Consider the following 13,042-nt stretch of genomic DNA (forward strand, 5'->3'; position numbering starts at 1 on the left):
TTCCCCGCTGACGGCTTCGCCACCCTGGCCGAGGCTCAGGACTGGGTTCAGCAATTTACCGAGTGGTACAACCACGAGCACCGGCACAGCGCCCTTCGCTACGTCACGCCGAGCCAGCGTCATAACGGCGAGGCCAAAGGCATCCTGGCCCAGCGCCGGGAGGTCTTCGAGGCGGCGAAGCAGCGTCACCCGGAGCGCTGGTCGGGTGACATCCGGAAGCTCAGCCTGCCTGAGATCGTGCACCTGAATCCCGAGCGGGACCCAGTGCCGCAGGCAGCAGGGTTTTAAAGAGCCAGAACTATTTCATATGCCAACTATGTTGACAGACTCCGAGTGGGCTTGAAGATAAAAAGCGTTAGAATAAAATCTTTCCGCACAATTACAGTTGAGCAGGAAGTAGTGGTTGGCGATGAGCTAACGTTGGTTGGGCCAAACAATTCTGGGAAAACTAACACGCTACTAGCCATAATGGCTTTTTTTACCGGGTATGACAATGAGTACGATTACAGAGTTGAGAGAGACCTCCCTTATGGTCAAAGAAACGTAAAAACAAGTATAACTTGTACTTTTTCTGGCGATCCTGAGGGGGAGCATTCAGAAATATTCGATAAGCTTGAAAAGCTTAAAGAAATGCTTGGTGTTGCGACTGAAGATAAGAGAGAGTTCTCGATAAATGTTTATTTTAATGGGTCGAAGGCGGTCTATCAGGTATATCCTGGGATGAAAAGGCCCAAAGATAAACAGGCGCAGTTTTCAGTGGCGCAGAAGCAGTTTGTTTCATCTGTGCTAGATCAATTCCAATGGTATTACATTCCTTCCAATAAGTCTATAGAGGAGCTTTACCATGAGTTTGTCACCCCGTTTGTTCGTCGCAAAGTTGTTACCGTCCTGGAGAAATATGATTATGAAATAAGAGATAGTATTTCTAATTTGACGGATAGTATGAATGATATGCTTTCTGCAAATGGGATTCATGATGTTGAGACATCAATGGAGTATCCAGGAAAGGTAATGGAAGATTTTATTTCTGGCCTGGATCTATATGTGAAAGATAAAAATAGTAGCTCGATTTTTGAGAAGGGTATGGGGCTTCAGGCAGCTATATTGTTGTCTTCATTTAAGTGGATTACTGAGCAGCAGAGCAAGAAGATGGTGATATGGCTGCTTGAGGAGCCCGAAACATTTATGCATCCAAGTTTGGCTGAGAAGTGCTCTAGGGTCATCGATCAGCTGGCCGGAATTTCCACGGTTGTTAAAACTACTCATGCTATCAATTTTATCCCCTCCAATATAAATAAAGTGCAGGGCGTATCTCTTGGGAAAGATTTGAATACCATAATAAATCCATATTCTTCACATATTGAGGCAACAGAAAGCATACGTTGCTCTTTAGGTGTTAAATTCTCAGACTACTTTGGCCTGTCAAAAAAGAATATCTTCTTTGAGGGTGAGACAGATAGGCTTTACATAGAGAAAGTATTAGGCGCTACGGAGGGAGTCTCTCCCGATCCTTTTCCAGTCCTAAGAGCTGGTGAGGTTCAGTTAAGAGAGTTTACAGGAGTCACTGACCTTAAGGGGTTTTTGAAGGCAAACTATCATCTTATAAGAAAAGAAACTGCATTGGTCTCGCTTTTCGATGGAGATGACGCAGGTGTTAAAGCTGTTAAGGAGCTGGAAGGGTTTTATGGGAAAAAAGGTGGCTATAATGCACAGAAAGACTATGTTTTAATACCAGGGCGTATGGCAATTGAATCTATTTTCCCTCAAGAGTGGGTTTTTCAGGCTTATGAGACTGAGAAGTCATGGTTTGAAAGCTGGGTTCCGGATGCTGGTGGTGATATTGTATTTTTCTCAATTAGAGATAAATCGAAGAAGGCTTATATGGAATTTATTTTTAAGAAAATAGATGAGGCTGATGTCGAAGAGTGGATCGGTAAAGTCAAGTTGGTTGTTACTGCTTTAGAGGAAGCTTTGTTGATGCAAGAGAGAAGTATGGTGGCTTGATTGCAGCCTGTTAAGTGCCTGCGGTTAAGGTTTTGCGCATCAGCCGATAAAAGATGAATTTCGTAGCTGCAACTATCCCTGCCTGCGACGCTCTCGGCAGGCAGGGTAGCAAAACTTAGTCCTCAGTCTTCACCAGCCAACCCTCAACGGTCTCGGCTCCGTACTCCTCTTTCCACGCCTTCAGCGTCTTCTGATTGCCGCCGCGGGTCTCGACGACCTCACCGGTGTTCGGGTTCTTGTAGATCTTCAGTTTGCGCTTGGCGCGGCCGGTGCTCGTGGTGCCGGAGGCCTTGGCAGCAGCCGGCTGTGGGTTCAGCAGCTTGATGACATCGGCGGCTGACTTGTCGAACTCGCGCATCAGGGCCTCGAGCTTGTCCTTGAACTCTAGCTCGGCCTTGAGGCGATCATCGTTCTTCAGCCTGTCGAGCTCTTCCTGGAGCTGCTTGAGCTGCTGTTCCTTCTGGATGTAGGTGTTGAGAATGGACATGCGTTTACTCGTGTTGGGTGAGTGTTGGCAGCAAGTATGGTGGCTGTCGTGATTTGAATCAATGGATCTCTTCAATTAACCGGAGCTGTGGCAGTTGCCAGCATGATGATGGGTGCGCTGGGATATTGGGCTGCTGTCCCAGAAAACACCCTGCGGTCGAGTTAACATTTCCTGATGCAGCTCAAAGTCGACTCCGTAATGCTGTGCCAGTTCCTTGTTCTACTGGAGTGGCAAGCATGGAGAGACGCCAATCATGCCGCTGGCTGGCTGCTTTTGGGCTATGTGCATGCCTGGCTGGCCCCTCACTAGCTGACCCAGCCATCGAAGTCTTCACCACTGCCGGGGAGCCGGCTGTCAACGTGCCCTCGGGCGTGGCAGTGATCGAACTCGATGCGCCCGGTCGCCTGGATGCCGAGCTGTCGCAAGACCTTCCTGCTGATCCTGAACTTGCGGCGGCCTTGATGCGCGAGCGCATGACCACGCCCGCGTGGCAGGAAACTGCTGACCGCTATGCCGACAGCTATCTCGGGCTGGCCAGGGCCTGGCAGCTGGGTGTCGAGAAAGTGCCCGCCGTGGTGATCGATGGTCGCCATGTGATTTACGGCCAGCCGGACGTCGCGCAGGCATTGAACGAAGCCGATCGCCTGCTGAGTCAGGAGAGCCGCCCATGATGCGCTACAGGACCTTGGGCGCTCTGTTGATTGGCGCTGTGCTGAGCCTGGGCGTAATTGAGAGGCCCGCCCAGGCGCTAACAACACCAGAGATTGTGGCGTCGTCGATTACTACTCAATGCCTGGACTATCAGGTCATCGGCATCTGTGTCTGGCTCAACTGTTCCTGGTCGGGCTGCTCGATACGCACCTCGGTGCAGGTGCGTCATTACATCCCCGAGTTGGTGGTCTCCAGTTACGAGAACACTGGCGACAACCCGTGGTGGGAAGTGGCCACCCTCTCGCCACCCTTGGGTAAGGCCTTGGCAGGCGGGCAGAGCACCTCGGATGCCAACCGGGCGCGACATGAGCACCTGCGCTTCAAGAACGTGGACGCCATCGGCCACCCGGCCGGCAGCGCCTTCAGCAGCTTCGCCAGCGCCTTCGGCATGACCTGTGTTGGGGCAGCGACGCCCTTCCAGCCCTACCACCTCTCGACCCTGGACGCCCTGGCGTGGCGCAGCGGGATTCCCGAGTCGCTCTACCCGGAGGCTCTCACGCCCGGCATGCGTGAGCTGGGCCAGCCCGGCGACCTGTGGGGCAACGTCTATCCGCGCAGCGGCTTCCTGACCCAGGTGCATGATTACAAGACCGCGGCGACCACTGCCCAGCGCTCTGCCGACATCGTCACTCGCACGGGGCAGCCTCACGTCTACACGCCGCTGGTGGCCTCCAGCCTCGACGGCTACTGGCCGCCCGGGCCGGTCAAGGAGGGTGACCCCTCTACTCATCGCTGGCAGCGCCTGACGCCCGGCATGAGCAAATCCTGTCGGGTGTGGCCGGACCGTGGAGTCACCGACACTTACGGTGACCGCCTGGATACCGGCGGTGACTACGCCTGGTCGTTGTGGCTCCCCTATCGTTGCTGCAAGCGTCGCGGCCAGACCCTGCTGTATGCAGTCCCCTGAAGGAGAGAAGCCGATGAAAGGAACTCGTATACGACGCTTCGCCCTTGCGCCGTTGGCCAGTGCCCTGGTGGTGGGGCTGCTGTCTACCCATGCTGCCCAGGCTCAGGCGCAATCCGCCGATGCCCTTTACTACCAGATCGGCGGCGCCTCGCCTTTCAGCGTCTCCGCCGGACGGGGCTACAACCCCAACAGCCGTGGAATCGGCATCAGCTGGAACATGAATGCCACCTGCGGCAACTTCGATATCGGCGCCACGGTCTCCAACCAGCTCAACGGCATCACCAACGGCTTCCAGAACCTGATGGGGACGGTGGTTCAGAACGCCCAGAGTGCGGTGGCCTCGCTGCCTGCCATGGTCATCCAGCGGGCCAACCCGGGGCTCTATGACCTGCTGAGCAACGGCGTGCTGCAGGGGCGGGTGGACTTCGACCGGGCGTCGATGTCCTGCCGCAAGATGTCCGAGCGCATGGCCGATATGGTCACTGGCCAGGGATGGCAGCAGGTGGCCATGGCTGAGAGCTGGCAGAGCGCGGCCCAGTCCAACGCCGATGTCGTCGCGGCGCAGGAGCAGGTCGACCAGTCCGGTGGCAACCAGGGCGTGACCTGGGTGGGAGGCCAGCGCCGCGGTGGCCAGAGTCAGGCGCCAATTCGTGTGGTAGAGGACACTGCACGCGCTGGCTACAACCTGCTGCATGGGCGTACCGATACCACCAGCACGGCACCCATCCCGGGTGGCGGAGGCGGCTGGGGGTCGGTGGCCACCAACGAAGGCAGCTGGATCGGCGGCGGCGGGTTAGTCGGCACTTCCGGTGGGAGCGGTGGCGGCTCGGGGTCAGGCAGCGGGACGGGAGGAAGCTGTCTAGGCGGCATGTGCACGGTCTGGCAGAGCCCAGAGGAGGCCGCCGAGTGGACCCAGGCGGTGATCGGCGAGCAGTCGATTCGCACCTGCGACGGCTGCGAGCGCAGCGAAACCCAGGCCGGAACGGGGCTGGTGCGCGAGCTTGAGCGTGAGCAGCAGGAGGTCTACGGCAAGCTCCTGGGTCTGGTCGACGGCAGCGAGCCGCTGACCCCGGAGAACCTGCGCCAGGTCTCCGCCGGTGACGGCCTTACCGTGTCCCGTGGGGTGATCGAGTCCTTGCGCACCGATCCCGAGGCCTCGCTGCTGATCCATCGCCTGAGTGGCGAGATGGCACTGGCCCGGACGCTGACTAAGGCGCTGTGGGCGCGCCGGCTGCTGCTGGCCGGCAGCAGTGACCCGGGCATCGCCGACAACGAGCAGGGCATGTCGGCGCTGGATCGCAAGCTGGTGGCTCTGGATCGGGATATTGAGTCGCTGCGCTCCGAGATGGAGATCCGCCAGGCGCTGGGCAACAGCGCTGCCGGCATCGCCCTGGAGCGAGCCGCTCGGCGCAGCCAGGGAGCGTCACAGGGCGAGACCTTCCGGCCGGATGCGGCTCTGGATGGTCGTGGCCGTCCTGCCGGCGAGGAGGGTAGCGACTGATGGCTCGGCGCGCTTTCTCCTGGGTGAGCCCCGGTCGCTGGCCATCGCTGCTGGTCGCCATCGCGGTGCTGATCGCCATGTTCCTGCTCAGCGGGATCATTCTGGTGATCAGCGTGCGGCTGCTGGGTGGGCTCGAGGCCCACCATAGCGCCTGGCAGGCCGCCTGGCCGTGGCTACTGGCCTGGAGGCTGAGCCTCTACGCCGCGCTAGCCCTGGTCTGGTGGCGTAAGGTGCGCCCCCGGGCGGTGGCGCGGCTGCGCCGAGATCATGACGACGGTCGGCAGGCACTCGCCAAGCTCAGAAGGCTTGAGCTGATGGCCTTGGGCATCCTGGTGCTGCTGGAGGTCATCAACCTGGTCAACCAACTGGGAGGTGCCTGATGGGAGGCCTGCTTACCGCGCCGCTGGTGGTGTTCGACTACTTCGCCAACGCCATGACGCTGTTGGGCTGGATCATCAACAACGCCATCTGGAACGTCATGGTGGGCACCGGCATCGTCGCGGTGCCGTTCATTACCCTGGTGCTCTCCGAATGGTTCAAGGCCCGGCAGGAGGGCGACGAGGCCGGGACCAAGGGCATCCTCACGGTCAATCGCATCGAGACCCGGCTCTACGCCATGATTCTGGCCTATGCCTTCACCTGTTTGCCGCTGCTGCAGGTCCAGCTGGCCACCGCCGATGTCGACGAGAGCCGTTCGCTGGAGTGCGGGACCCGCCAGTTCGCCTCCGGCGGCTGGTCCGAGGGGGCGTTTGGAGCCACCGAGAATTCTATTGGAGGCCAGCAGGCCAGGATGCCGCTGTGGTGGGCGGGGGTGCATGCGGTATCCCACGGGGTCACAGCGGCGGCCGTTCACGCTATTCCCTGCTCGACGGACTTCGAGTCCATCCGCATGGAGCTGGACCTGCACAGCATTGAAGACCCGGGGCTGCAACAGGAGGTGGGAGAGTTCCAGCGCCAGTGCTTCGGCCCTGCGCGAAACCGGCTGCTGCAGGAGGGCGGCAGCATCGAGGCGAACCGGGCCATGGACGTGGACTGGATTGGCTCGACCTACTTCCAGACCACCCCCGGCTACTACGACAGCTTCTACGCCGGGCGGCCTATCACTGGCTTCCCCTACGATGCCAGCCGGGATGTCTCCCGGCCCAACACCGGCCCGGGGATGCCGGGCTACCCCTCCTGCCAGGAGTGGTGGTCAGCCGAAAGCGTTGGCTTGAGGGCCCGGCTGCATGATGAGGTGAGCACGGGGTTCTGGGACGACTTCCGCAGCGTCTTCACCGGCAGTGACGCCGAGGACTACGTGATACGGCGCCTGGTTAGCCCCCGCTCGGGTGCAGCCAGCGGCAACTTGGATCAGGCCGTGGTGGGCTTTCGAGGATTGGATGGTGGCAGCAGCTTCTGGGATGCCACCGTCACCGCCGGCTCGGCGATTGGCGGCACCCTGTCGATCCTGCCCTTCCAGGCCGGCATGGATATGCTCAAACAGGCGCTGCCCATGGTGCAGGGCATCCTGGTGATGGCCGTCATCATCTGCCTGCCCTTCGTCATGGTTATCTCCAGCTACAGCTTCAAGGTCGCCGGCATGGCCACCTTTGGGCTCTTCGCCATGTGGTTCCTGACCTTCTGGTGGGAGCTCGCCCGCTGGATCAACGCCAACCTGGTGGATCTGCTCTACCGCAGCGACGCCGCCAAGCTGAGCTGGCTCTCCGCCGCCAACAACCTCTACGACCGCATGGTGCTGCAGTTCGTGGAGGGAATGATGTTTCTGGTGCTGCCGACGCTGTGGGTGGCGGTGCTGGGGTGGTCAGGGATGAAAGTTGGTGACTCCTTGGGGCGGAGCGTGACCCAGTCCACATCTCCATCTCAAAGTGCCGGGCAGAAGGGTGGCAGCCAAACCCAAGCGAGCGGCTCTGGTGGGAAACTGGGGTAGGAATGGTCGGGGCTTTACTAAGGTTTTGGTAGCTTGCGGCCTTTGAGCTTGCCGGACATCCCCCAGGGGAGCTCGTAGAGCATGGGGCCTTTCGTCTGGGTGACTTCCTTGGAAATAGTCGGCCACCATCGGATCAACTGGATAGCCGTATCCCACACCTTGCGCCGGCTCCAGTCCTTTCCCAGGTTGATGATGGTCAGTCCGGCGTTCTCAAAAGCCAGCCGCTCTGGGTCGCCTTTCTTGAACCGATCCTTTGAGAGAATCACCCAGTTGCCTTCCTGCTGAAGGCGCTCCAGCCACTCCTGATCAGGAACACCAGGACGGGCATTGAACTCGCGGGCATGAACAACGCTGTGCTTTTCAGTGCGCAGCTGAGCGAGGTGATGAAGGGCGTTGGCGATGCGGTGGCTTAGGTTTTCGTCAATGAAGAAGTGCACCTGCCGCTATCCTTTTTTCAAAGTTAACGGCGCGATTCACCTCATCCAGTGAGATCTCGAAGTTCCTTGCCACGGCCTCGGCATCGCCATCTTCCGCCTGGAAGGCGCTGTAGATGGCATGGGTCGACATGTGGCAAGGGAGGACGATCGGCTTGCCGAAGGCGAGCTTCGGGTCGATCACGATGCTAGGGTCTTGGGGGGCGGGATGCCAGCGGACAGGATTCTCGCTGGCATCGAATTCGATACCTTTCAGCAGAGAGGGGAAAATGACGTCGGGGAAGACGGCCTGGCGTTTGCCGAGGTCGGTCAGGGCTTCTATACCGTTCTCCTCAAGGTGCCGCAGGAATACCGCCTTGCCATCGGTGAGAAGCCGAGGATGGGTCAGCGGATAATCGCGTTCGAGGTAGTCACGTAGGCTAGCGAGCGCTTCGCGAATCGCGGACATGGTGACGTACTCGCGGAACTGCGCCACCGCTCGGACTTCCAGAAGGTCCCGGAAGCTGAGGGTGTCCTCGGCACCCAGGGCTTCGGGCTCAGGGTGCCAGAGCGGGCCGAGGGGTGAGGTATCGCGCAGCAGCCAGCGGCGGATCTTGTCCGCTTCGACTCCGATGAGCCTCTCTGCCTGCTTGGGGCTGTACAGCCCAATACCAACGAGTGCCGTCATGGCTCCCTCCCCGAGTTCCTCTCGCCCTGTGACCGGTGCATCGCCGGTTCGTTCTACTGTCTTATGCTGTCTTTAAGTGTGGTGGACTATAGGCCCACTGCATAGGTAGATCAACCTTGGAGATCAGCTATTTTGGCCGCAGTTTCTTGATTAAACCTTGCGTTTCATGAGGTTGCCGCCTCCTTTCATCCCATCACAACTTCAAACCGCAGCGAGTTAGTATGGCGGTGTCGGCCAGATCTTGGGTGACCTCGGTGATCAGCCAGGAAGTGGCGTCGATTTCGGGCTTCCAGCCGGAGAGGGGGGCGGGGGCCACTTCAGTTGGGCATGGGGCCGCCGGGCTCGACGCGATTGCGCAGGTCGAGCTGATGGCCGCATGCGATGCGCGTCACGCGGCCGACCGCAGTGGCATTGGGGCCGGCCTTCATTTTCAGGGAGCATGCGGTGGGGCGCTTGGCGAACATGGCGCGCTGGCGGATGCTGCGGGCCTGGTCGCTAAGGGCGGTTTGAGGCAGGTAGGGAGGTGTTACCGTCGGGATTTTGCAGGGCCTTGATGCGCTCCAGCTGACTGATACGCAGGTCGTGGGCCTCCAGGCGGGCGAGATGGCGGGGCTCGGTGGGGCTGAGCTTCTCAATCAGCGGCTCGACCCATCGCTCCAGGGCCTCCAGCTGTCACTCATGAGGGCAGGCGCTCGCAATATTGGACGGCTTCTGGACAGGTCACGATAAATGGCTCGCTGACGTCGTAAGGCATCCCCCAGGTAAAGCGAAACTCTCGCTGGTGAGCGAATCGATCTGGTTTGATGAAGTGTCGCGCGGAGCTGATCATCTCGATGGTGCGGTGATCGATGCGGTCGATGCTGAAGCCTGGCTGTACTTTCCCACGCAGCGCTTTGTGAGGGCTATACACGCAGCTGGCATATTCATGGCCATGTGCACCTAGAGCTCGCTGTATCGCAGTGGCGAAGCCCGCTGGGTCTCGGATGATAAAGCCGCTGTCATACTCGAATTTCGCCAGCGTTTCGGGATCCGGATCTCCTCGGTACGTGCACAGTAGGTAGTGGTCGAAGCCTCCGGCGAACCGCCCAGCAGTGGTGAAGTTTTCCCTTTCGGCGAGCAGGACGACGTCCCCTTCCAGCTTGTCGCCGACTTCACCGTGGTCATGGCGGCTGTAGTATTCGAATGAGCCGAGTTGAAGTTTGCCTTCCTCGAAAAAGCTGTTGACGTGATCCTGTCGTGCCATCTTCACGATAGGCAAGCTAGGCACTTCCATACGGGAGATGGCTGACTCATAGACTGGCGTGACTTCCATGCTGTACTGGTAGGCATCGAGGTGTCGGAGGCCGAGAGTAAGAAAGCCGCATAACTTCCTGACCTCGACCTCGGTGAGGTTGCGGGCAATCCACATGTGCCCGAAAAGTTTCACCTTGCTCATCCTGAACGCTCCTAGATCAATTCGTCTTCACGCCAGTATGGCCGCTACGGGATAATCTCGTCCGGGCTTCCCCACTCGATGGCCAGCTGATAGCCGTTATCGCCTGAGCAGTTGATGTGCAACTTATAGAAGAGCCGGGCAGGCTTCGATGGGATAGGCGAGCATGTAGTGCGCGCCGCACTGATGGTATCGGCGCCGCAGTCCATCAAGGTGATCACCTGCTCGGTTAGGAGAGGTGGTATCTAGTCTTCGTACAAAGGGTTGCCGAGACAATCAATGGGAGCGCCAGTATGGTCGTAATACAGCCCTACTATGCGGTCAGTGCGGGGATCATTGGTATTGGCATTCCATGGGTCGCTGACATGAGAGCACTCGCTCCCAGCAGAGGCGCTCATAACTCCCTGAGCCACGCCACCGGCCATCATGGCGGCACCACCGGCTACTTTCCCGGCACCACGAGCAATCCGCCGCCATCCTTCTTGGGTGGTGGCGGTATGGGCGGTAGACTTGGCCGCATCGGCGGTGGAGTCACGCAGCACGCGCAACGACTCCGCTGTGCTCGCCCGGGTGTGCCATCCATCGGACCAGCCGTCCTGCTGGCTCTGTTGATGTGCCTTATTGCCAGCTGCGACAGCTCGGGCCAGAAGTGATTTCAGGGCCATGGGCTTCCCTCCCTGGATACATCAGATCTCTAGCATAGACCCAGTATGGGGGAAGCTCCACTGGGGTCAGCTGAGGGATGCGAGATGCTCGATGGTCTCGGGGTATTTCTGAACCAGACGAATTAGGGTCTTCGCCTGGGCGTTGGGCTTGGCGCGGCCCTGCTCCCAGTTCTCCAGCGTCCTGGGGTTGGTGCGCAGGTACATAGCGAATACCGGGCGAGACATATGCAGCCGCTCTCGTAGCTCGATGAGCTCGCTGGCTGTGACGTCGGGAACCTCCTCCAGCTCTACGGAGTGGGAGCGCAGCGTGCGCTTGCCTTGGCGCTCATCTGCCAGTGCATCGAAGCCCTCGACGAGCTCGTCAAAGATGTTACGGCCCATGGTCATGTCCTCGCGTTGAGCTCCGCATCCAGCAGCTGTTTCAGGGTCTTGCGCTGGGCTGGCGTCAGGTCATCCTGTGAATCCTTGTCGTACAAGGTGAACAACCAGAACTGGGAGCCACCCAGCCACCAGTAGTAGATGATGCGAACACCGCCCCGTTTGCCCTTCTGCCGCTTGGGGTCGCTGAACCGAACCTTGCGCAGCCCTCCTGTTCCCTGGATGACGTCACCGGCCGTGGGGTTCTTGAGCAAGAAGCTCTGGAAGGCACGAAATGCGGCATCGTCGAAGTAGGTAGAGCGATGCCGCTCGAAGGCCGGCAGCTCGACAAAAATTGCTTTCATAGAAGTGTACGTGGTTTGCGTATATTTTTGCCGCTGCACCTAACTCTGTCAAGCGCCTCGATGGTCGGCCTAGCGGTATTACATCAGCAAATAGTGAAAATGCCAAAAGGGCGGAAAGGTGGAAGGGAAGGGGAGATCAAGGGGAAGGGGCTTATCCTGAAAAGTCAGCAAGTTGCGAACCCCAAAGGAGAAAGGGAAAAGGGCTGCTCCAGTGGCATTGCGGCTATGACATACTCTCAAGCAAGCCCTACGTGAACTGTCGAACAAGGAGCCTCCTTGATGCTGACTGGTCTCAGCGCCTTTCCCCTGACGTCCATGAACGAGCAGACCATCGACGAGGTCGCCTTCGTCGGTCTGATCGAGCGGCTGGCCGCCGCAGGGGTCGACTCTATCGGCGTGCTGGGCCTGGCCGGGTTGCTGGCTCCCACCGGCATCGCCGTCCCCGAGGCCATGGCGGGTTTCGATATCCCGGTCATGATTGCCGTGGCCTTGCTCTGTCTGCCGATCTGCTTCACTGGCGGGGTGATCAGCCGCTGGGAGGGTGGCGTTCTGTTAGCCTATTACCTGGCTTACACCCTCTACTTGATCCTGGCTGCCACACACCACGATGCGCTACCGGTCTTCAGCGTCACCATGCTGTTCTTTGCACTCCCGCTGACAGCCCTGACGCTGGTGGTACTGGTGTTACAGGAGCGCCACCGAGGAATACGGCCCTTATGACCACTATTTACCCCTGCCCGCGCCCGAAGTGGCCGGTTGGCCTGTCGGGCCGTGGGTGCTATCGACCAAGTGCCAATGCCTTGACGTCATCGGCAGTCCTGTCCCGCCCTACATATCACGACGCAGTTGTGCTTCAACCAAACAGAAAAAACCGCTTCACTCAAGCGTGAAGCGGCCTTCTTCCTCTGCCTGTAGGTCGGATTACAGGGTCATGAAGGGTGTTGCCTCCCCGTTCCGGAATTGATAAATGTTCCAGTCTTCCTGCTTTGGGCCCGGCATCCCGGGGGTGCCGATAGGCATGCCGGCCAGGCCGATGCCATCGGTGTCAGGACGTTCCTCGAATAGTTTCTCCACGGCCACGAAGGGAACATGGCCCTCAATCACGTATTCACCCATCTCGATGGTGTGGCAGGCGCCGAGCCCGTAGGGCAGGCCGACGCGCTCCTTGACCTTGCCCAGCTCCACGTCATCGACGATGGTCACGCTGACACCGCGCTCCTCAAGCTGGCGGGCGTACTCGTCGCAGCAGCCGCACTGGGGATTCTTGTAGAGGGTGGCCTCGGTCGGCGATGCGGCCTGGGTGGTGCCGGCGCCCAACAGCAGCGCGGTGGAGAAAAAGAGGGTGGGGGCAAAGCGGTTCATGAGCGGTTCTCCTGGGTGTGACGGGAAACGAACAGGTATTTGACGAGGGCGGCAATGCCTAGGCCAAGCAAAAGCGTGACCGTCAGCGGCATCAGCCATCCCATCCAGCTCATTGAGTCCATGAAGGCGAAGCATTCGTTGCTGAACATAACAAGACTCCTGACGAACGTGCAGGTAAATCCGGTGGCAGGCCGATGGCCAGCATCACCGAGGCGTTGGATGC

Annotated in this window: 19 protein-coding genes; 8 read left to right on the forward strand and 11 right to left on the reverse strand. The window is 59.2% G+C overall.

Features of this window, described 5'->3' with window-relative positions; genetic code table 11:
• Both BLP96_RS13065 and BLP96_RS13070 read left to right on the forward strand, forming a co-directional pair.
• On the forward strand, nucleotides 1-288 hold a 288-nt coding region (locus BLP96_RS13065), incomplete at its 5' end, for an integrase core domain-containing protein (RefSeq protein ID WP_143005112.1).
• Nucleotides 289-339: 51 nt separating this feature from the next.
• The gene (locus BLP96_RS13070; RefSeq protein ID WP_089686889.1) at nucleotides 340-2,004 is read left to right on the forward strand and encodes an ATP-dependent nuclease; all 1,665 of its coding nucleotides are present in this window, start codon (nucleotides 340-342) and stop codon (nucleotides 2,002-2,004) included.
• A 115-nt stretch (nucleotides 2,005-2,119) separates the two neighbouring features.
• On the opposite strand, the gene BLP96_RS13075 is transcribed toward BLP96_RS13070, so the two are convergent.
• Complete coding sequence (locus tag BLP96_RS13075; RefSeq protein ID WP_089686891.1) at nucleotides 2,120-2,491, reverse strand: histone-like nucleoid-structuring protein, MvaT/MvaU family; 372 nt, start codon at nucleotides 2,489-2,491, stop codon at nucleotides 2,120-2,122.
• Between the two features lie 236 nt (nucleotides 2,492-2,727).
• Here BLP96_RS13075 and BLP96_RS13080 point away from each other — a divergent pair, with 236 nt between their 5' ends.
• The 5 genes from BLP96_RS13080 to BLP96_RS13100 are packed head-to-tail and all read left to right on the forward strand — an operon-like array spanning nucleotide 2,728 to nucleotide 7,537.
• The gene (locus BLP96_RS13080) at nucleotides 2,728-3,162 is read left to right on the forward strand and encodes a TIGR03757 family integrating conjugative element protein (RefSeq protein WP_089686893.1); all 435 of its coding nucleotides are present in this window, start codon (nucleotides 2,728-2,730) and stop codon (nucleotides 3,160-3,162) included.
• Complete coding sequence (locus BLP96_RS13085) at nucleotides 3,159-4,109, forward strand: TIGR03756 family integrating conjugative element protein (protein ID WP_479688547.1); 951 nt, start codon at nucleotides 3,159-3,161, stop codon at nucleotides 4,107-4,109. Before BLP96_RS13080 ends, BLP96_RS13085 begins: the two co-directional genes overlap by 4 nt.
• A 13-nt stretch (nucleotides 4,110-4,122) precedes the next feature.
• A complete protein-coding gene (locus BLP96_RS13090) occupies nucleotides 4,123-5,610 on the forward strand; it encodes an integrating conjugative element protein (RefSeq protein WP_089686895.1) in 1,488 nt (495 codons plus the stop codon).
• Nucleotides 5,610-5,990 carry a hypothetical protein gene (locus tag BLP96_RS13095; RefSeq protein WP_089686897.1) on the forward strand — a complete coding sequence of 127 codons (381 nt, stop codon included), beginning with the start codon at nucleotides 5,610-5,612 and terminating at the stop codon, nucleotides 5,988-5,990. Before BLP96_RS13090 ends, BLP96_RS13095 begins: the two co-directional genes overlap by 1 nt.
• Nucleotides 5,990-7,537 carry a conjugal transfer protein TraG N-terminal domain-containing protein gene (locus tag BLP96_RS13100; protein WP_089686899.1) on the forward strand — a complete coding sequence of 516 codons (1,548 nt, stop codon included), beginning with the start codon at nucleotides 5,990-5,992 and terminating at the stop codon, nucleotides 7,535-7,537. Before BLP96_RS13095 ends, BLP96_RS13100 begins: the two co-directional genes overlap by 1 nt.
• Nucleotides 7,538-7,554: 17 nt before the next feature.
• On the opposite strand, the gene BLP96_RS13105 is transcribed toward BLP96_RS13100, so the two are convergent.
• The 8 genes from BLP96_RS13105 to BLP96_RS13125 all read right to left on the reverse strand — a co-directional run bounded on the left by BLP96_RS13105 (nucleotide 7,555) and on the right by BLP96_RS13125 (nucleotide 11,457).
• Nucleotides 7,555-7,974, reverse strand: a complete 420-nt coding sequence (locus BLP96_RS13105) for a PIN-like domain-containing protein (RefSeq protein WP_089686901.1) — start codon at nucleotides 7,972-7,974, stop codon at nucleotides 7,555-7,557.
• Nucleotides 7,958-8,638 carry a hypothetical protein gene (locus BLP96_RS13110; RefSeq protein WP_089686902.1) on the reverse strand — a complete coding sequence of 227 codons (681 nt, stop codon included), beginning with the start codon at nucleotides 8,636-8,638 and terminating at the stop codon, nucleotides 7,958-7,960. Before BLP96_RS13110 ends, BLP96_RS13105 begins: the two co-directional genes overlap by 17 nt.
• A 317-nt stretch (nucleotides 8,639-8,955) precedes the next feature.
• Entirely contained in the window at nucleotides 8,956-9,102 is a 147-nt protein-coding gene (locus tag BLP96_RS20585) for a phage virion morphogenesis protein (RefSeq protein WP_176475894.1), read from the reverse strand.
• Between the two features lie 31 nt (nucleotides 9,103-9,133).
• On the reverse strand, nucleotides 9,134-9,307 hold the full coding sequence (locus BLP96_RS20590) for a phage virion morphogenesis protein (protein ID WP_141247007.1): 174 nt from the start codon (nucleotides 9,305-9,307) through the stop codon (nucleotides 9,134-9,136).
• A gap of 7 nt (nucleotides 9,308-9,314) precedes the next feature.
• Nucleotides 9,315-10,073 (reverse strand): hypothetical protein, encoded by a 759-nt coding sequence (locus BLP96_RS13115; RefSeq protein ID WP_089686904.1) that lies wholly within the window; start codon nucleotides 10,071-10,073, stop codon nucleotides 9,315-9,317.
• A gap of 242 nt (nucleotides 10,074-10,315) precedes the next feature.
• Nucleotides 10,316-10,735 carry a hypothetical protein gene (locus BLP96_RS19910; RefSeq protein ID WP_141247003.1) on the reverse strand — a complete coding sequence of 140 codons (420 nt, stop codon included), beginning with the start codon at nucleotides 10,733-10,735 and terminating at the stop codon, nucleotides 10,316-10,318.
• A gap of 66 nt (nucleotides 10,736-10,801) precedes the next feature.
• On the reverse strand, nucleotides 10,802-11,116 hold the full coding sequence (locus BLP96_RS13120) for a helix-turn-helix domain-containing protein (protein ID WP_176475893.1): 315 nt from the start codon (nucleotides 11,114-11,116) through the stop codon (nucleotides 10,802-10,804).
• 2 nt (nucleotides 11,117-11,118) lie between these two features.
• Entirely contained in the window at nucleotides 11,119-11,457 is a 339-nt protein-coding gene (locus BLP96_RS13125) for a toxin (RefSeq protein WP_089686909.1), read from the reverse strand.
• Nucleotides 11,458-11,736: 279 nt separating this feature from the next.
• Between BLP96_RS13125 and BLP96_RS13130 the strand changes: the two genes are divergently transcribed.
• Nucleotides 11,737-12,177, forward strand: a complete 441-nt coding sequence (locus BLP96_RS13130) for a hypothetical protein (RefSeq protein ID WP_089686910.1) — start codon at nucleotides 11,737-11,739, stop codon at nucleotides 12,175-12,177.
• A gap of 201 nt (nucleotides 12,178-12,378) precedes the next feature.
• Here BLP96_RS13130 and BLP96_RS13135 read toward each other — a convergent pair whose 3' ends face one another.
• Nucleotides 12,379-12,819, reverse strand: coding sequence for a DUF411 domain-containing protein (locus BLP96_RS13135; protein WP_023007306.1), 441 nt, complete (start codon nucleotides 12,817-12,819; stop codon nucleotides 12,379-12,381).
• Nucleotides 12,816-12,968, reverse strand: coding sequence for a hypothetical protein (locus BLP96_RS20130; RefSeq protein ID WP_023007307.1), 153 nt, complete (start codon nucleotides 12,966-12,968; stop codon nucleotides 12,816-12,818). The genes BLP96_RS13135 and BLP96_RS20130 overlap by 4 nt, the downstream gene beginning before the upstream one ends.
• Nucleotides 12,969-13,042: the final 74 nt, after the last annotated feature.

Source organism: Billgrantia gudaonensis, assembly GCF_900100195.1.
Taxonomy (GTDB): domain Bacteria; phylum Pseudomonadota; class Gammaproteobacteria; order Pseudomonadales; family Halomonadaceae; genus Halomonas; species Halomonas gudaonensis.